The sequence below is a fragment of the Devosia sp. genome (assembly GCF_040509215.1).
GTDB lineage: Bacteria > Pseudomonadota > Alphaproteobacteria > Rhizobiales > Devosiaceae > Devosia.
Genome location: NZ_JBEVLL010000330.1, coordinates 1 through 16,678 on the forward strand (window position 1 = coordinate 1; position 16,678 = coordinate 16,678).

Here is a 16,678-nt window from a genome sequence, read left to right on the forward strand (position 1 = left end):
AAGGGGCCGCATCCGGGGATGTGGCCCCTTTTTCAATTCCGGTTCAGAGCGCGTCTACCCGGCGGGGCGGATGTTCTGATTGACGTGGAAGAGGTTTGACGGGTCAAACTTTGCCTTGATGGCCGCCAGTCGGCCGTAGTTGGCGCCGTAGCTGGCTTGCACGCGCGCATCGCCCTCGTCGTCCATCATAAAATTTACATAGCCGCCGCCTTGATTGAACGGGTGCACCTTTTCCCAATACTCCCGGCCCCAGCGGGTCAGTGGACCGGCCATTTGCGGGTTGGCGTCGATTGCGGCAATGACCATGGACCAGCGCGCGTCTCGGGTGCCCCAGGCCGTGTCGTCCTTTTTCGTGCGGTGGACTGCCCCGTCGATCGGATAAAGATGCATGAGCGAAAGCTCGCTTGGTGCCCGCGCGGCATGGGCGATATGTGCGTCGATGGCGGCATCGCTCAGCTCGCTCACATAGTCGCCTTTCCAATACCACTGCATCCCCTTGGGAAAGAACGGGTCGAACAGTCCCTGCATGGCAGGGAAGGGCATCATGCCCATCCAATTGAAGAACGGCTCCGGCAGGTGGTCCAGCAGCGGCGCCATGACCGCTCGGCCCTCGGCCTCGGAGCCATTGAAGGACGATATGACAGCGCAGGCCCGCTTGCCCCAGTGCTCCCGTGGGAACGGGTCCATCGAGGGGACGGTTTTCAAACCCACGAATGAGCCCAGTGCTTCAGGCGCGGTGGCGATGAAGTCGCGATAGGCGCGCATAACCGTCGCGCCATGCTTTTCGGCATCCCAGAAGATTGGTCCGGCAAACACGTCCTTCACCTTATGGGCCTGGAACACGAAGCTGGTGACGACCCCGAAGTTGCCGCCGCCGCCGCGCAGCGCCCAGAAGAGGTCCGGGTTGTCCTTTTGGCTTGCGGTCTTGAACGTGCCGTCGGCGAGGACAACGTCCGCCGAAAGCAGGTTGTCGATGGTTAGCCCATGCTGTCGGGTCAGGTAGCCGGTGCCACCACCCAGTGTCAGCCCGCCAACCCCGGTGGTTGACACAATACCGAACGGAACAGCCAGGCCGAAAACGTGGGTGGCGTGATCGACATCGCCGGAGGTGCACCCGGGCTCGACCCGAACGGTTGCACTGGCGGGATCGACATGCACCCCTTTCATCAGCGAGAGGTCGATCATCAAACCATCATCGACACTGCCGAGGCCCGGCCCATTGTGTCCGCCACCCCGTATGGCGATGTCGAGGGCGTTCTCCCGCCCGAAATTGACCGCGGTAATGATGTCGGCCGTGTCGGCGCAGCGCGCGATCAACAGTGGCCGCTTGTCGATCATCCCGTTGTAGAGCTGGCGGGTTGCATCATACTCGGCGTCTCCCTGTCGGACGACCGCCCCTCGCATGCTCGCCGCAAAATTGGTGATGGTTTCCTCGTTCATGACGGTCCTCCACGACAATCGCCCGATGGCGGCGGCGACGTTAGGCTCGACGCTTGGCGCTTCAAATGGCCCATCGTCCTGTTTCATTGCTCGTTCGTCCGAACGCCCAGAACGGTATTGACGGTTGTTACGGAAGGGCGGACTCTCTCGGCCAACCGTTGCCCTCACTGGGCGACGCGTTTGTCTCGACTGCCTTTGTAATCAGGGTGAGGCAAATGGATGTGCTCTCCGATGTGCTTGCTGCAGTTCGTTTGACCGGCGCGATCTTCTTTGACAGCACCTTCCACAGCGAATGGGTCGCGGAGGCGCCGAGAGCGTCGATCATTGCCCATCAGGTAATGCCCAACGCCGAGTATGTGTTTTACTTCCATACCCTCCTCGAAGGGTCGTGCTGGGCCGAGCTGACGGATGGTTCGATTGAACCGATCCGTCTGCAGACCGGCGACGTCATCGCCTTTCCGATGGATGATGCCCATGTCCTCTGCTCCACAATCGGCATGCGGGCGCGGCCGGAGCTGGCCATCTTTGTTCACCCGATCGATCGGCAACTGCCCTACCTGATCAACCAGGGAATGGGCGAAGAGTCCTGCCGGTTCGTCTGCGGTTATCTCGGCTGCGATATCAGGCCCTATAACCCCTTCATCAACGCGCTTCCCCGCGTCCTTCTCGGCCGGGGCGCGGCAAGTCAGGTCTGGTTGTCCCATCTGGTCAATCACGCCGTTTCCGAGACGGACTGCCATGATGCAGGGGGTGAGATCGTCCTGGCAAAGCTGGCCGAACTCCTCTTCATCGAGATCGTTCGCCAACACATCGCGGCCCTCCCCATGGATTCGCGGGGGTGGTTGTCCGGTCTACGGCATCCGCAGGTCGGTCTGGCGCTCCGGCTCATTCACGGCCGCCCCTCCGAAGACTGGACCATCGAGCGTCTCGCGCGCGAGGTTGGTCTTTCACGCTCGGTCTTTGCCGACCGTTTTGCCCATTTTGCCGGAGTGTCACCAATACAGTACCTGGCGCGCTGGCGCATGCAGTTGGCCGCGCGTCGGCTGGAAACGCCGGGGATCAGCGTGGCTCAGGCGGGCGCCGAAGTCGGATACGAATCCGAGGCCGCCTTCAACCGCGCGTTCAAGAAAATCGTCGGCTCGCCACCAGGCTCCTGGCGCAGAAAGCGGACGCCCGGGACGGAGCCGGGCCAACTGCCGTTTTCTTACGGCGCCCATATTCCCTCGGAAGCCGAACCTCTGGGCTCAACAAGACCCGATAACTAGATCTGCAATGCGCGAGCAGTGCTGATCGACCGGCGAAGCGCCTCAGGAGCCTTGCGAACAAAACAAGAATACGGTCCCATAGCGCCTTATTGCCCAAGGATCGATTCGTGCCGGTCGACACCACCTATCTCGATGCACTCAACACCAACCAGCGCCTGGCCGTCGTGCATGGCATCGGCGTGGCCGAACCGAAGCCACTGCTCGTCATCGCCGGCGCCGGATCGGGCAAGACCAATACCCTGGCGCATCGTGTCGCCCACCTCATCGTCAATGGAGCCGATCCCAGGCGCATCCTGCTCTTGACCTTTTCGCGCCGGGCCGCGAGCGAGATGGCCCGACGGGTCGAGCGGATTGCCGGCAAAATCCTCGGCGTCGGCTCCGGCGCTGTCACCGATGCTCTCACCTGGGCCGGGACGTTCCACGGCATCGGTGCGCGTCTGCTGCGCGAGCACGCTCATCAGATCGGTCTTGATCCCGCCTTCACCATCCACGATCGCGAAGATTCAGCCGACCTGATGAATCTGATTCGCCACGAGCTCAAGTTCAGTGAAGCCGCCTCGCGCTTTCCCACCAAGGGCACGTGCCTTGCCATCTATTCGCGCGTGGTCAATGCCCAGGCCGATCTCGACGAAGTGCTCAAGACCGTCTTTCCCTGGTGCGCCATGTGGTCGGCCGAGCTTCGCACGCTTTTTGGCGCCTATGTGGAGGCCAAGCAGCAGCAGAACGTGCTCGATTACGACGACCTGCTGCTCTACTGGGCCGGCATGATGGCCGAGCCTATGATTGCCCGTCAGGTGTCGGACCTTTTCGATCACATCCTTGTCGACGAGTATCAGGACACCAACCGCCTGCAGTCCTCGGTCCTTCTCGCTATGCGACCCGATGGCCGGGGCATGACGGTCGTTGGCGACGACGCCCAATCGATCTATTCGTTCCGCGCCGCCACGGTGCGCAACATTCTCGATTTTCCGGGTGCCTTCACTCCGGCCGCCGATATCGTCACGCTTGACCGCAACTATCGCTCGACCCAGCCGATCCTCGCCGCGGCCAATGCTGTCATTGAGCAGGCGGTCGAGCGCTTTACCAAAAATCTCTGGTCGGAACGCGTTTCGGAAGTGAAGCCGCTTCTCGTCACGGTCAAGGACGAGTCAGACCAGGTCGGTTATGTGGCCAAGTCCGTCCTTGAAGCGCGCGAGGCGGGCACGCCTTTGAAGCAGCAGGCGGTGCTGTTCCGCACCTCGAGCCATTCGGGCCCGCTTGAGATCGAGTTGACGCGCCGCAATATCCCTTTCGTCAAGTTTGGTGGCCTCAAGTTCCTCGACGCGGCCCATATTAAGGATGTTCTGGCTATCCTGCGCTGGGTCGAGAACCCGCGTGATCGCGTTGCCGGTTTCCGGGTGCTGCAATTGATGCCCGGCATCGGGCCAACCACTGCCGGCCGTATTCTCGACGCCGTGGCTGCGAGTACCGATCCGGCATGGGCCCTCACCGAGGTGCCGGCCCCCGGCAAGGCGGGCCAGCACTGGACCGATCTCACCACCATGGTGAGCCGCATGGCCGGCAGGGAAATCTCATGGCCGCTCGAGCTTGCCTATGTCCGCCAGTGGTACGAGCCTCTCCTTGAGGCCGGCTACGAGGATGCATCGATCCGCGTCGCCGATATCGTGCAGCTTGAGCAAGTGGCGACCGGATATCCAAGCCGCAACCGTTTTCTGACCGAGCTGACGCTCGATCCGCCGGACGCGACCAGCGACCAGCCGGGCGTGCCGTTGCGCGATGAGGACTACCTCATCCTCTCCACCATCCATTCGGCCAAGGGACAGGAATGGAAATCGGTGCATGTGCTCAATGTCGTCGATGGCTGCATCCCTTCCGACCTCGGTACGGGCTCTACCCATGAGCTGGAGGAGGAGCGGCGCCTGCTCTATGTGGCCATGACGCGCGCCAAGGACGAATTGCATCTGATCGTCCCCCAACGCTTCTATGTCACCCAGCAGACGCGCAACGGCGATCGACACCTTTATGCCCAGCGGACCCGCTTCATTCCGCGCGCGATCACGGGTCTTTTCGACGATATCCTATGGCCACCGGTCTCCCCCATCCGCGCCGACATCCATCCGGCCCAGCCGGCCGTCGTCGATATTGCAGCCAAGATGAGGGGCATGTGGTGAAGTAGGGCGGCGGCTTTACTGCCTGATAGCCCACAATGCGGTGCACAAGCTCAGGTGACTGTCGCGGTATTGCGTGACGGCTGGCCCAGGTCCATAGCTACCGGCAAAGCGACCACTGCCGGATGGCACGCCGTATTCGCGTGCGGAGTTCCTGGCAGCGGCGCTGGCACGAAGACGTCGAAAGAATTCTGAAATATGACCAAGCACTGGCTGCTGCTCGACATTGGTAACACCCACACGGTCGCAGGGCTTTTCAGCGATGGCGGCAAGGTGGTGGGCGAGCTGCGCTTCCGCACCGATCCGCTGGCAACTGCCGATGAATACCGGGTGCATCTCAGCCAGCTCTTTGCCGAGCACCTCGGCGCCAGCATCTGGGAAACCGCCGACCGCGCGATCCTGTCCACCGTCGTTCCGGTACTGGAAAAGACCGTTCGGGGCGCCTGCATGTCGGGCAAGAGGCCGATCGAGGTCATCTCGGTGTCCTCGCGGCTCAAGCGCGATTTCGAACTCGACCTGCCTTTCCCCGACCAGCTCGGGGCGGACCGCCTCGCCAATGTGGCGGGCGCGCTGACAATCGCCGAGCCGCCATTCCTGCTTGTCGATGCCGGCACTGCGACCACCTTCTGCCTCATCGACGCGCGGCCTGCCTATATTGGTGGGGCAATCGTGCCCGGTCTCGATACCAGTTGGCGGGCACTTCAGAGCCGTGCGGCCAAGCTGTTTTCCGTCGAGCTCATCCGGCCCGAAAGCGCCGTGGGCAATACGACGGAAACACAGATCCAGAGCGGCGTTCTGCAGGGCTACGAGGCCCTCATTGAAGGCCTCACCGATCGGCTGCTGCGCGATGCCGGACTTGAGGGCGCAAAACTCATCGCGACGGGCGGCTGCACGCGACTGATCACGCTGTCACCGCGCTTCGATATCCAGCCGGATCTGACGCTTATGGGGCTCTTTCGCTATGGGCAACTCAATGGCTAGCAATATCCTGATCGGCATTTCGGGCAGCATCGCCGCCTACAAAATGGCCGACGTCGTTTCCCAGCTCAAGAAGCAGGGGCATCAGGTGCAATGCATCCTGACCGAAAGCGCCACCCATTTCGTGACGCCGCTGGTGCTCGAAACTCTCAGCGGCAACCCGGTGCGTTCGGCTGTTTTCGGTGCCGGCATCTCGGGCACCGAGCATATCGATCTGGCGCGCTGGGCCGACATTTTCGTCATCGCTCCCGCCAGCGCCAACACCATCGCCAAGCTGTCGCTGGGCCTGGCGGATGATCTCCTGACCACTGTCGCCTTGGCGACCGAGGCGCCACTGCTGATTGCGCCGGCAATGAATACGGTGATGTGGAACAAGCCGGTGACGCAGGGGCACCTCCATGCGCTCGCCGATGCTGGGGCGCGCTTCGTTGACCCTGCCGCCGGAGTGCTCGCCTGTGGCGAGGTCGGCGTGGGCAAGCTCGCGAGTGTCGAGAGCATCGTCCTCGCGATCAAAACGCAATTGAGCGAGGTTCAGACAGAGGACCTCAGCGGCCTGCACGTCCTCATCACATCGGGGCCTACCACCACGCCGATCGACGCGGTCCGCTATATCACCAATCATTCGACCGGCCGCATGGGTGCCGCCATGGCCGAAGCCGCTCTAGCGCGCGGTGCCAGGGTCAGCATGGTCCTCGGGGTGGATAAGGGCGTTGTGCGCCCCGTCGCACCGACTGGTGGTGCAGACCGATTGCGGATCATCGAGGTCCGCACGGCAGAGGAAATGGCCGAGGCAGCCCTGAAAATCCTGCCAGAGGTTCAGGGCGTCGTCGCCACGGCGGCCGTGATGGACTATCGCGTGGCTAGTCCCTCGGCCCAAAAGCTGAAGCGCGCCGATGCCGCCACCGTGCTCGACATGGTGCCCTCGGTAGACGTGTTGGGCTCCCTGCGCGACGCCGCAACCGGGCAGTGGTTTCTCGGCTTCGCCGCCGAGACCGATAACGTGGTCGAAAACGGCCAGGGCAAGCTCGAACGCAAACGCCTGGACTTTCTGTTCGCCAACCCGGTCGCCCGGATCGGGGAGAAGAGTGAGACGGGCTTTCAGGTCGACACCAATGGCGGCACGCTGCTGATCAAAGGCGAAGAACCGCGCCCGTTCAACACCATGGGCAAGACCCAGCTTGCCCAACAGATCTGGGCTGTCATCGCCGAGCGCCTGGCTCAACAAGACTAGCCCGCAAAACCCGATGCGTCGGGTTTGGCCTCAACCTTCCAAGAGCAGGTTGTCGATCAGGCGCGTATTGCCCAGATAGGCCGCGAGGGCGATGAGGCAACCGTCCGTGCCGATCGTCTCAAGCGGGGCGAGGCTCCCGCGGTCCCGCACTTCAAAGTATTGAACCGCGATACCCGGCTCACGGGCCAATACCGCGCGGCCGATAGCCTCCAGCTTTCCAGCATCGCGCTCGCCGGCCTCATAGGCCTCGGAGGCCGCAAGCAGGCTCTGGTAAAGGAGAGGCGCGACTGCGCGCTGGGATGGCTCGAGATAGACGTTGCGCGAGCTCATCGCCAACCCGTCCTCTTCCCGCACGATTGCGCCGCGGACGATGTCGACGGGAACGTTGAGGTCACGCACCATGCGCTCGATCACCGCACATTGCTGCGCATCCTTCTGCCCGAAGAAGGCAAAGTGCGGCTGGGTGAGGTTGAAAAGTTTTAGCACCACCGTGGCGACGCCGCGGAAATGGCCGGGGCGCAGCGCACCGCAAAGCGGCAAGGAAACCGCTTCCTCGTCCACATAGGTGGAATTGTCTGGGAGGTAGACTTCAGTGTGTTCGGGCAGGAACAGCGCATCGACGCCGGCTGCCTCGAGCATGGCAATGTCTTTTTCGATCGGGCGAGGGTACCGCGCGAGGTCTTCATTGGCGCCGAACTGCAGCGGATTGACGAAAATGCTGACAATCACCGTGTCGCAATGCGTCCGGGCGAGGTCCATCAAGCTGATATGGCCGACATGGAGAGCGCCCATGGTTGGCACGAGGCCAGGCCTGGACCCGGCCGGCAGCGCATTGCGCCATGCCCGCAGTTCGGAAATCGTGCGAAGGATTTTTGTCATCGAAGGGTGGTCCAGATAAAGAGAGGGCCTCAGGCGGCGCCGGCCCGCTTGTGCACGGCCGAGGCCTTGGTCTCGGCCACATAGTCGGCGACCGCTGTCCGCACCAGCCCGGCAGCATCCGCGCGCGGCTTGGCAAAGCTCGGGGCAGGGCGGGTGTTGAGCCCGATAAGGTCGTTGATCACCAGCACCTGGCCGGCGCAATCGGGGCCGGAGCCAATGCCGATTGTCGGAATCGTTAGTTCAGCGGTGATCGCTGTCGCAACCTCTGGCACGATGCATTCGAGCACGATTGCGAATGCACCTGCTTCTTCGAGTGCCCGGGCTTCCTGCGAAAGCCGTTCGGCGGATTCAGCCGCCTTCCCGTGCGTGTAGTAGCCGCCCAACTGGTGCACGGCCTGCGGCATGAGCCCGATATGGGCCATGACGGGGATGCCGTAGTCGGTCAGTCGCTTGATCACCGGCACCATGGCAAGGCCACCTTCGATCTTGACGGCCTGCACGCCCGATTGCTGGAAAATCTCCACGGCGCTGCGCAGCGCGGTTTCGGGATCGGTGGTCGTCCCGAAGGGCATGTCGCAAACGACGAGCGCCCGCTCGGTGCTGCGTGCAACAGCCGCCGCGTGCCGGATCATATCAGCCAGGGTAACCTTCAGAGTCGTTTCATGCCCGAGCACCACATTGCCGAGGCTATCGCCGACAAGAATGATGTCCATGCCGGACTGATCGACAAGGGCCGCCATGACACTGTCATAGGCGGTCAACATGGCGATCGGCTCGGCGCGCTGGCGCAGCCGGCCGATATCGCGAGTGGTCAATCGCTTGGTTGCTGATGGGACTGACATCGAGGTCTCCACGGCTATTCTTCAAACCTGCGTCTACGGACGCAAACCTGCGCCCTTGGGACGCGCGGCTTTGATACTCGGACAACGACGCTTCTCCCAGCCCTATATAGGTATCACGGGGCAGCTATGTCCAAACCGAGGTCCAGAATCGGCGCGCTATGGGTGAGCCAGCCTGCCGAAATGATATCGACACCCGTCGCTGCAATGGCTGGTGCGGTCTTTGCGGTGACCCGCCCGGACGCTTCCTTGATCGCGCTATTGCCGATGCGGCGGACGGCTTCGGTCAAGGTGGGTATGTCCATATTGTCCAGAAGCACGGCATCGACGCCGACGGAAAGGGCTTCATCGAGCTGATCGAGCCGATCCACTTCGACCTCGATTTTGACCAGATGGCCCGCCGCGGCCCGGGCGCGCTCGATGGCGGTGCGCACACCCCCGGCGATGGCGATGTGGTTGTCCTTGATCAGGATGGCATCATCGAGCCCGAAGCGGTGATTGGCCCCACCACCGGCCCGCACCGCCGCCTTCTCGAGAGCCCGCAAACCAGGCGTAGTCTTTCGCGTGCAGACGATCCGTGCGTGGCCATGCGGGCGCACAGCCTCGACCAGGTCGGCCGTAACCGTTGCAATGCCGGACAGGCGGCAGAGGAGATTGAGCGCGACACGCTCGGCCCCGAGAATGGCGCGGGCAGGGCCGGACACATGGAGGATCGTGTCGCCCGGCGCGACCTTGCTGCCATCGGGTCGCTGCACCGAAATCGCGATTGAAGCATCCATGAGCGAGAAGGCGAGGCAGGCGAGGTCCACGCCACTGACCACGCCCGGATCACGGGCAACGATCGCGCAACTGGCCACGGCTTCGATCGGTATGACCGCGTCGCTGGTGACATCGCCCGTGCGACCGAGATCTTCGAGCAGGGCCGCGCGAACGATGGGCTCAGTGATGAGGCGCGGAAGGGTCAGCGAAGAAAAAGTCTCGTTCATGCAAAGGCTTCCATAGCTTCAATCCGGCTTTCCGCCAGTTCTCTGGCGCTTTCCAGCGCTTCGGTCAGCGTTATTTCGGTGTGGCGGGGCATTCCCGACGTCCGGGGATGATCGGCTCTCTGGTGCGCACCGCGGCTCTCGCGCCGACGCTCGGCCGAAACGGCAATGAGAAGGGCGGCGAGCGTCGCGTCCTGAGCGTTCTCGGCCAAGGCGAACCAGAAGTCCCGGATTGCGCGCTGCAATCCCGCAGCGTCGCGCACCACGCCGACGTCGCGATCCATCTGCCGCCGCAAGCCCGCTGGCACTTGTCCCTTGGACGGCGTTATGCGAGGCGGGTTCAGCCGCGCTGCCCCGAAGGCATTGCCCGACTTGATGTCCTCGGCAATCCAGGCGGATTGGGCGACCGCCTCAAGGAGGGAGTTGCTGGCCAACCGGTTGGCCCCATGTAGCCCCGTCGAGGCCACCTCTCCGCAGGCCCAAAGCCCCGGCACCGTCGTCCGGCCGGAGACACCGACCTTGACGCCGCCCATATGATAATGCGCGGCCGGCCTGATCGGGATCGGCTGGCTGGCGGGGTCGAGCCCACTCGAGGCACAGAGCGCCGAAAACCCGGGGAAACGCGCGTGAACGGTTTGGCCAAGCGCCGCTCGGGTATCGAGAAAGACCTGTCCGCCACCCACGATCTGTCGGAAGACTGCGTTGGCGACGATATCGCGCGGCGCCAGGTCAGCACCCGGGACGCTTTCCATAAAACGCTCGCCGCGGCCATTGACGAGAATGGCGCCTTCACCGCGCAACGCTTCGGTCGCGAGCGGCATCGGGTCCCGGCCGATCGCAATGGCGGTCGGGTGAAACTGCACGAATTCCAGGTCGCGCAACACCGCGCCGGCGCGAGCGGCAAGGGCAAGGCCGGTGCCGATGGCCGTCACAGGATTGGTCGTATGCGCATAAAGCCCGCCGACGCCGCCTGTCGCGAGCACCACGCCGCGTCCGGGCAGAAGCACTGCGTCAGAAGCCTGTCGTGCGCCAACAGGCAGATAGACCACGCCACCCACCTCGCCATTCGCGGTCATGGCAAGGTCGAGCACCTTGCCTTCCAGCACTGTGACCGAAGCCGTCTTGCGCACAGCATCGATCAGGCCATCGATGACACGCCGACCAGTCCGGTCGCCGCCTGCATGAATAATCCGCCGGCGTGAATGCGCGGCCTCAAGGCCAAGGGCGATTGCGTCTCCTTCGCCCGCGCGATCAAAGCCGATACCCTGTTCCAGCAGCCAGTCGATGGCTGCAGGACCAGCTTCGGCAATCCGCCGGGTCATCGTAGGATCGCCGAGCCCGGCAGCAGCCACGAGCGCATCATCGGCGTGCAGAAGCGGTGTGTCGTCGTCACCAAGCGCAGCGGCAATGCCCCCTTGCGCGAGGGCCGTCGCCGCGCCGGTACCCAGCGGAGAAGCTGCGATCAGCACAACCGGCAGAGGCGCGAGGCGCAGGGCCGTGGCGAGGCCAGCTATGCCGCCGCCAATGACGATGATTGGATTCTGGCGCATGTCTGTGGCCTCAAACGACCGCCAGCATGCGCTCGACCGCGGCGCGCGCCCGTTCGGCCAGCAGCGGATCAATATGCACCTCGTGTTGTTCCTCTTCGAGCGCCGCTCGAATATTGCCCAGCGTAATGCGCTTCATATGCGGACAGAGATTGCACGGCTTGACGAATTCGACGTCACGGAACTGCTGGGCCAGATTGTCGCCCATGGAGCACTCGGTCACGAGCGCCACGCGCTGCGGCCGCTTGTCGGCGACAAAATCCGCCATCATCGCCGTCGACCCGGAGAAGTCTGCCTCCGCAACCACTTCGGGCGGACATTCGGGATGGGTCATCACCGTGACGCCGGGATAGCTTTCCCGCACGGCGCGAATGTCCTCTGGCGTAAAGAGCTCATGCACTTCGCAATGGCCGGCCCAGGTGATCACTTCAATCTCCGGCGCCTGCGCCGCAATATTGCGGGCCAGGAACTCGTCGGGCAGCATGATCACCCGATCAACGCCCAGCGAACGTATCACCTTCAGAGCATTGCCTGATGTGCAGCAGATGTCCGACTCAGCCTTCACGGCGGCCGAGGTATTCACATATGTGACGACTGGCACGCCCGGGTGTTGGCGACGCAACTCGCGCACGTCCCCCGCCGTGATCGACTCGGCGAGCGAACAACCTGCACGGCTGTCGGGAATGAAGACGCGCTTGTTCGGATTGAGCAGTTTGGATGTCTCGGCCATGAAATGCACGCCGGCCATGACGATGATATCGGCGTCCGTCGCCGCCGCTTCCCGCGCCAGCGCCAAGCTGTCGCCCACGATGTCGGCAACGGTGTGGAAGATCTCCGGCGCCTGGTAATTGTGAGCCAGGATGGTGGCGTTCTTCTCGCGCTTGAGACGCAGGATCGCCTCGACGTCGACGGCCAGCAGCGGCCACTCGAAGGCAGGAACATGGTGCCGCACCCGATCATAGACGAGAGGCAAGGGCAGCGTCGGCGCTGCGGGTTCAGGTGGGTACAAAGTGGTTCCTCCCAATTGTACTCAAATTGAGTATTAGTGGCCTAAACGAAACCGGCGTCTCTGCGCCGGTGCGGTTATGCTAGGACTGAGTATAAGGTCGCGTCAAGACCTAAATGGTCGGCCGCTTTGCGCTCGAGAGCCTCAAGCCAAGCGAAGGCCGCTCCAGCAGCACTTCGCGGCGGAACCGCACCAACCGCGCCGGCCGGCCGCCGGTCTCTGTCTCGTACTCGCCGGTTTCTTCGACGAGGCCCTGCGTCTCGACCAGACGGCGGAAGTTCTGCTTGTGCAGTCGCATGCCTGAAAGCCCTTCCACGGTGCGCTGCAGGTCGAGCAACGTAAAGCTCTCCGGCATCAGCTCAAAAATCACCGGCCGATACTTGATCTTGCCGCGCAGGCGCCCGAGCGCGGTGGCCAGGATGCGCCTGTGGTCGAGCCCCATCGGATCATCGACCGCAGGGAGGGGGGATGCCATCTCCCCATCCTGCCGCGCCTCACTGACAAACCCTGCCTCGTAGAGCAGCTCATACCGTTCGAGCACCAGCTCGTCGCTCCAGCTATCGCTGCCGAGACCAAAAGCCAGCGCGGCCCGCTTTTCCCTCATGATGCCGACATCCGATAGGCCCTTCGTCGCCCAAGCCTTCAAATAGGCTTCGATTCGCTCAAGGGCCGCGGGCCTGCCATCGCGCCAGTCCTCCCAGGGGAGATAGGTATAAACGTTCTGCCAGCGAGCGCCGCTACGCGTGGAAGCGCGAAGCGCCCGTACGAGCGCGAGATAAGCAATCGAAAGCGACCGGCTGCCCCGCGCCGGCATGTCGATGCGGTCGGCGTCGCCGAACGTATAAAGCTGCTCCACGTAGCCCAGATGCAGGCCCGTCTGTTGCTCGACCCAGGCCCTCAAGCCGGCTTCCAGCGTGCGATGCTCGGACTGCAACGGCCCCGCGGGCAAGGTGTCCACCGGCGCACCCGGCCGCACCAGAACCATCGGCTCGTCCACGCTGGCGGCGATGATCACGGCGCTCAGTTCCGCCGAGAGTGCGAGACTTTCGGTATCGGACGCAGCGCTGCTTCTATCGGGTTGGGAAGACGACATATTTCCAACTTGCTGGGTGGCGGGTCCACTATCACGAAGAACCCTACACTGAGCAAGTTTCACCAATTTGAACACAGGCCGAGGCTCGCAGAGTGACACGGGCGGAAGCCTACGGCGAATGATCGGTATGGGGCAGTGGTGGTTGCGCCGCGGCTACCCTGAAGAAGAAAAAGCGCCTACTTCCCTCATGGGAAGCCCGCATTTTCTGCAGCCATTGCTCCTTTCGTCGCGTGAATTCGCGACACCCCGCTGCAGTCCCTTCCGTCTTGGTTTTGCACCGGCCGCCAAATTTCTATTGCAAAGTTGTCCTTAGTTGATAACGTTTCAACTTACTTGACGGAAGCGGCGATACAGCCGCGTCAAGGGAGGAGAAAATCATGTTCAACCGCACTTTGCGGCGCCGTACCGTCATGGCCGGCGTCATGCTCGCAGCTCTTGCCGGGGTCAGCCCATCCGTCCTCGCTCAGGATCTCAGTGGCGAGCTCGTTATCCTGCAGTGGCAGACCGGCACCGATGGCCAGATGTGGAAAGACGTCGAAGCCAAGTTCGTGGAGCTGCATCCGGGCGTCACCATTCGCGAGTTCCAGCCGGCCGGCGGCCAGGGCGATGCGCGCGGAGGGATGCGCACGGCCCTGCTCGGTGGCGAGGTGGTCGATATCATCATCAACACCTGGCCCGCTTTCCGCGCCGAACTGGTAAATTCCGGCATCCTGCGTCCCATCGATGATCAATGGGCAAGCTTTGGCTGGGACGACAAGCTGAGCCAGTCCTGGCGCGATCTCGGTTCGATCGACGGCACCACCTATGGCATCACCTACACCTACGGCGACCGCTCGGCGATCTGGTATAAGACCGCCCAGCTAGAAAAGGCCGGCATCACACCTCCCGCGACCTGGGAAGAATTCCTCGCCAGCTTCGACAAGCTCAAGGCTGCCGGCTATCCCGCGCCGGTCGTGATCCCGGCAAAGTACTGGGCTCATACCGAGTGGTTCGAAACGCTGCTGCTGCGCACGGCCGGCGTCGAGGCTGCCGCCCAGTTGGCCGCGCATCAGATCCCCTGGACCGATCCAAAGGTCAAAACGGCGCTGATGAAATATGCCGAAATGCTGCAGGCTGGGTGCTGCGCGGAACCGGCAACCATGCTCGCCATCGAGCAGCCTTACCCCACGCTCTATACATCCGAAGACTCAAGCTACCTGCTCTTCGGCATGTGGACGAACTCCGCGCTCAAGAACGACCTGGGGCTCACGGAAGGCGTCGATTATTCGATCTTCCAGTTCCCCACTCTCGGCATGGGTTTTGACGACACTTCAAGTGTCGACGCCAAGGAGCTGAACGTCACAACCAATGGCGCCAATCCGGCGGCGGCGGATGCCTTCCTCGACTTTATCGTCGGCCCGGAAGCCTCCAACATCATGGCCAACTACGGCTATGCTTCGCCGAGCACGGCGATGGATGCTTCCTTGCTTGGCCCAGTGCAGACCATCGCGACCGGCGCCGTGTCGAGCTCCAAGGTGCAGTTCGTGCTTGGCGATCTTCTGCCGGGTGATCTCGTCGACGAATATCGCGTGCAACTGCAGAAGTTCCTGCAGAACCCGACTGAAGCCACCGTCGATGAAGTTCTGGCCGCTATCGAGGCCAAGGCAGCGACGGCTTACTGATGACCAGGTCTGTCGCAGAAGCGGTGACAGACCGGTCGGGAGTTCCCTCCCGCGCTGGGGGTGGACAGCTTCGGCTGCCCATCACCCGCGGCTGGCGCATCAAGGAGGCGCCGGCGGCCTGGTTGCTCATCGCCCCCGTCATCATTCTCTTCGGCATTTCGGTGGTCTATCCGCTGATCGACACCATTCGCCTGTCCTTCTTTGACATCAAGGGCTTGGCGCCGGCCAAATGGGTCGGCATCGGCAACTACGTTACACTCTTCAACGATCCGACGTTCCGCGGCACGCTGGTCACGACGCTGATCTTCACCCTCGGCACGACGGCGATTTCTGTTAGCCTTGGCTGGGCGCTGGCCATGCTCTGCGCCTTCGCGCCGGTGCATACGACCCCGTTCCGCGGCATGATGTTTGTCACCTTCGGCATTTCCGAAGCCGTCTCGGGCTATATGTGGCTCAACATCCTGCGGCCCGACAAAGCGGGACTACTCAACGCCATCATCGGCATTTTCATCCCCGGCTATGCCCATTCCTGGCTCGGCGACCCGAACACCGCGCTCTGGGCGCTGATCTTCGTCGCGTCATGGAGTGGAGTCGGCCTGCCACTGATGCTGTGCTTTGCGGCCGTGCAGTCGATCCCCAAAACCGTGCTTGAGGCCGCCTATATGGATGGCGCCAAGCCGACCTCGATCATGCGGCACATCATGATGCCGCTGTCGCTGCCGGGCGTGCGCGTCGCCATCTTCATCAACCTTCTCGGCGCGCTCAGGGCTTTCGACATCATCTACGTGATGACCGGCGGTGGTCCGGTCCGCGCCACCGAAACCGTGGGCTACTTTATGTATCGAGAGTCCATGACCCAGTTCAAACTGGGCTATGGCGCCGCCGCGACTGTGGTGCTGCTCGTTGCCGTGCTCGTCATCTCCATCCCCGCCATCATCCAGCGTACGGCAGGTGCCAAATGATCGGGCGCATTCACTGGTGGACGGTCATCCTCGTCGGCGTCATCGCGACCATCTGGATCATTCCGGTGCTGGGGATTGTCGTGACCTCGCTGCGTCCGCCGAGCGAAGTGGCGCTCGGCTGGTGGCGGCTCGATACCGTCAGCATCACCTTCAGCGCCTGGATCAGGGTCTGGGACGAATATCCGCTGGCACAGGCCTTCTGGTTCACCGGCATGCTCGCGGCGCTGGCGACCCTCGGCACCATGTTGCTGGCGCCGATTGCGGCCTATGCCTTCCACTTTCTCAAATTCCCATTCCGGCGGCTGTTGCTGATCTTGATCATCAACGCCTTCGTACTGCCGCAGCAGGTGGTGGTCATTCCGCTCTTCACGCTGTGGCGGGACCTGAAACTGATCGACAATATCGCGGCGGTGCTGATCCCCTATATTGGTCTCAGCTTTGCCTGGTCGATCTTCCTCGTGAAGAATTTCCTCGAGGATTTTCCGAAGGAACTCATCGAGGCCGCCCGGATCGATGGCTGTGGCCCGATCTCGACGCTGCGCCATGTGGTACTGCCCAATGCCACGAGCCCGATCTTCGCGGTGGGCGTGTTGCAGTTTCTCTGGAGCTGGAACGCGCTGCTGCTG

The 16,678-nt window shown here is 62.7% G+C and carries 14 protein-coding genes; 7 read left to right on the forward strand and 7 right to left on the reverse strand.

Features of this window, described 5'->3' with window-relative positions; all coding sequences use genetic code 11:
- Nucleotides 1-54: 54 nt before the first annotated feature.
- Nucleotides 55-1,440: an FAD-binding oxidoreductase gene (locus ABW043_RS18680; protein ID WP_353922709.1), complete on the reverse strand. Its 1,386-nt coding sequence runs from the start codon at nucleotides 1,438-1,440 to the stop codon at nucleotides 55-57.
- Between the two features lie 215 nt (nucleotides 1,441-1,655).
- Between ABW043_RS18680 and ABW043_RS18685 the strand changes: the two genes are divergently transcribed.
- The 4 genes from ABW043_RS18685 to coaBC all read left to right on the forward strand — a co-directional run bounded on the left by ABW043_RS18685 (nucleotide 1,656) and on the right by coaBC (nucleotide 7,082).
- Nucleotides 1,656-2,705 carry an AraC family transcriptional regulator gene (locus ABW043_RS18685; protein WP_353922710.1) on the forward strand — a complete coding sequence of 350 codons (1,050 nt, stop codon included), beginning with the start codon at nucleotides 1,656-1,658 and terminating at the stop codon, nucleotides 2,703-2,705.
- A gap of 107 nt (nucleotides 2,706-2,812) precedes the next feature.
- Nucleotides 2,813-4,876: an ATP-dependent helicase gene (locus ABW043_RS18690; protein WP_353922711.1), complete on the forward strand. Its 2,064-nt coding sequence runs from the start codon at nucleotides 2,813-2,815 to the stop codon at nucleotides 4,874-4,876.
- A 195-nt stretch (nucleotides 4,877-5,071) separates the two neighbouring features.
- Nucleotides 5,072-5,854 carry a type III pantothenate kinase gene (locus tag ABW043_RS18695; protein WP_353922712.1) on the forward strand — a complete coding sequence of 261 codons (783 nt, stop codon included), beginning with the start codon at nucleotides 5,072-5,074 and terminating at the stop codon, nucleotides 5,852-5,854.
- Nucleotides 5,847-7,082 carry a bifunctional phosphopantothenoylcysteine decarboxylase/phosphopantothenate--cysteine ligase CoaBC gene (coaBC, locus tag ABW043_RS18700; RefSeq protein WP_353922713.1) on the forward strand — a complete coding sequence of 412 codons (1,236 nt, stop codon included), beginning with the start codon at nucleotides 5,847-5,849 and terminating at the stop codon, nucleotides 7,080-7,082. The genes ABW043_RS18695 and coaBC overlap by 8 nt, the downstream gene beginning before the upstream one ends.
- Before the next feature lie 30 nt (nucleotides 7,083-7,112).
- On the opposite strand, the gene panC is transcribed toward coaBC, so the two are convergent.
- The 6 genes from panC to ABW043_RS18730 form a co-directional block, all read right to left on the reverse strand.
- The gene (gene panC / locus ABW043_RS18705; protein ID WP_353922714.1) at nucleotides 7,113-7,961 is read right to left on the reverse strand and encodes a pantoate--beta-alanine ligase; all 849 of its coding nucleotides are present in this window, start codon (nucleotides 7,959-7,961) and stop codon (nucleotides 7,113-7,115) included.
- Nucleotides 7,962-7,990: 29 nt separating this feature from the next.
- Nucleotides 7,991-8,803 (reverse strand): 3-methyl-2-oxobutanoate hydroxymethyltransferase, encoded by an 813-nt coding sequence (gene panB, locus ABW043_RS18710; protein ID WP_353922715.1) that lies wholly within the window; start codon nucleotides 8,801-8,803, stop codon nucleotides 7,991-7,993.
- A 113-nt stretch (nucleotides 8,804-8,916) separates the two neighbouring features.
- Complete coding sequence (gene nadC / locus ABW043_RS18715) at nucleotides 8,917-9,786, reverse strand: carboxylating nicotinate-nucleotide diphosphorylase (RefSeq protein ID WP_353922716.1); 870 nt, start codon at nucleotides 9,784-9,786, stop codon at nucleotides 8,917-8,919.
- Nucleotides 9,783-11,333, reverse strand: coding sequence for an L-aspartate oxidase (locus tag ABW043_RS18720; RefSeq protein WP_353922717.1), 1,551 nt, complete (start codon nucleotides 11,331-11,333; stop codon nucleotides 9,783-9,785). Before ABW043_RS18720 ends, nadC begins: the two co-directional genes overlap by 4 nt.
- A 10-nt stretch (nucleotides 11,334-11,343) precedes the next feature.
- Nucleotides 11,344-12,339: a quinolinate synthase NadA gene (gene nadA, locus ABW043_RS18725; RefSeq protein WP_353922718.1), complete on the reverse strand. Its 996-nt coding sequence runs from the start codon at nucleotides 12,337-12,339 to the stop codon at nucleotides 11,344-11,346.
- Nucleotides 12,340-12,448: 109 nt separating this feature from the next.
- Nucleotides 12,449-13,429 carry an NUDIX hydrolase gene (locus ABW043_RS18730; RefSeq protein ID WP_502908672.1) on the reverse strand — a complete coding sequence of 327 codons (981 nt, stop codon included), beginning with the start codon at nucleotides 13,427-13,429 and terminating at the stop codon, nucleotides 12,449-12,451.
- 377 nt (nucleotides 13,430-13,806) lie between these two features.
- On the opposite strand from ABW043_RS18730, the gene ABW043_RS18735 reads away from it, so the two are divergent.
- The 3 genes from ABW043_RS18735 to ABW043_RS18745 form a co-directional block, all read left to right on the forward strand.
- Nucleotides 13,807-15,090 (forward strand): ABC transporter substrate-binding protein, encoded by a 1,284-nt coding sequence (locus ABW043_RS18735; RefSeq protein ID WP_353922719.1) that lies wholly within the window; start codon nucleotides 13,807-13,809, stop codon nucleotides 15,088-15,090.
- Nucleotides 15,090-16,052 (forward strand): carbohydrate ABC transporter permease, encoded by a 963-nt coding sequence (locus ABW043_RS18740; protein ID WP_353922720.1) that lies wholly within the window; start codon nucleotides 15,090-15,092, stop codon nucleotides 16,050-16,052. Before ABW043_RS18735 ends, ABW043_RS18740 begins: the two co-directional genes overlap by 1 nt.
- A partial coding sequence (locus ABW043_RS18745) for a carbohydrate ABC transporter permease (RefSeq protein WP_353922721.1) occupies nucleotides 16,049-16,678 on the forward strand: 630 nt, incomplete at its 3' end. The genes ABW043_RS18740 and ABW043_RS18745, both read left to right, overlap by 4 nt.

Bases quoted from the DNA above. Each gene is read 5' to 3' on its own strand.
- ABW043_RS18680 (WP_353922709.1), bottom strand. From the start codon at position 1,440: ATGAACGAGGAAACCATCACCAATTTTGCGGCGAGCATGCGAGGGGCG.
- ABW043_RS18685 (WP_353922710.1), top strand. From the start codon at position 1,656: ATGGATGTGCTCTCCGATGTGCTTGCTGCAGTTCGTTTGACCGGCGCG.
- ABW043_RS18695 (WP_353922712.1), top strand. From the start codon at position 5,072: ATGACCAAGCACTGGCTGCTGCTCGACATTGGTAACACCCACACGGTC.
- coaBC (WP_353922713.1), top strand. From the start codon at position 5,847: ATGGCTAGCAATATCCTGATCGGCATTTCGGGCAGCATCGCCGCCTAC.
- panC (WP_353922714.1), bottom strand. From the start codon at position 7,961: ATGACAAAAATCCTTCGCACGATTTCCGAACTGCGGGCATGGCGCAAT.
- panB (WP_353922715.1), bottom strand. From the start codon at position 8,803: ATGTCAGTCCCATCAGCAACCAAGCGATTGACCACTCGCGATATCGGC.
- nadC (WP_353922716.1), bottom strand. From the start codon at position 9,786: ATGAACGAGACTTTTTCTTCGCTGACCCTTCCGCGCCTCATCACTGAG.
- ABW043_RS18720 (WP_353922717.1), bottom strand. From the start codon at position 11,333: ATGCGCCAGAATCCAATCATCGTCATTGGCGGCGGCATAGCTGGCCTC.
- ABW043_RS18730 (WP_502908672.1), bottom strand. From the start codon at position 13,429: ATGTCGTCTTCCCAACCCGATAGAAGCAGCGCTGCGTCCGATACCGAA.
- ABW043_RS18735 (WP_353922719.1), top strand. From the start codon at position 13,807: ATGTTCAACCGCACTTTGCGGCGCCGTACCGTCATGGCCGGCGTCATG.
- ABW043_RS18740 (WP_353922720.1), top strand. From the start codon at position 15,090: ATGACCAGGTCTGTCGCAGAAGCGGTGACAGACCGGTCGGGAGTTCCC.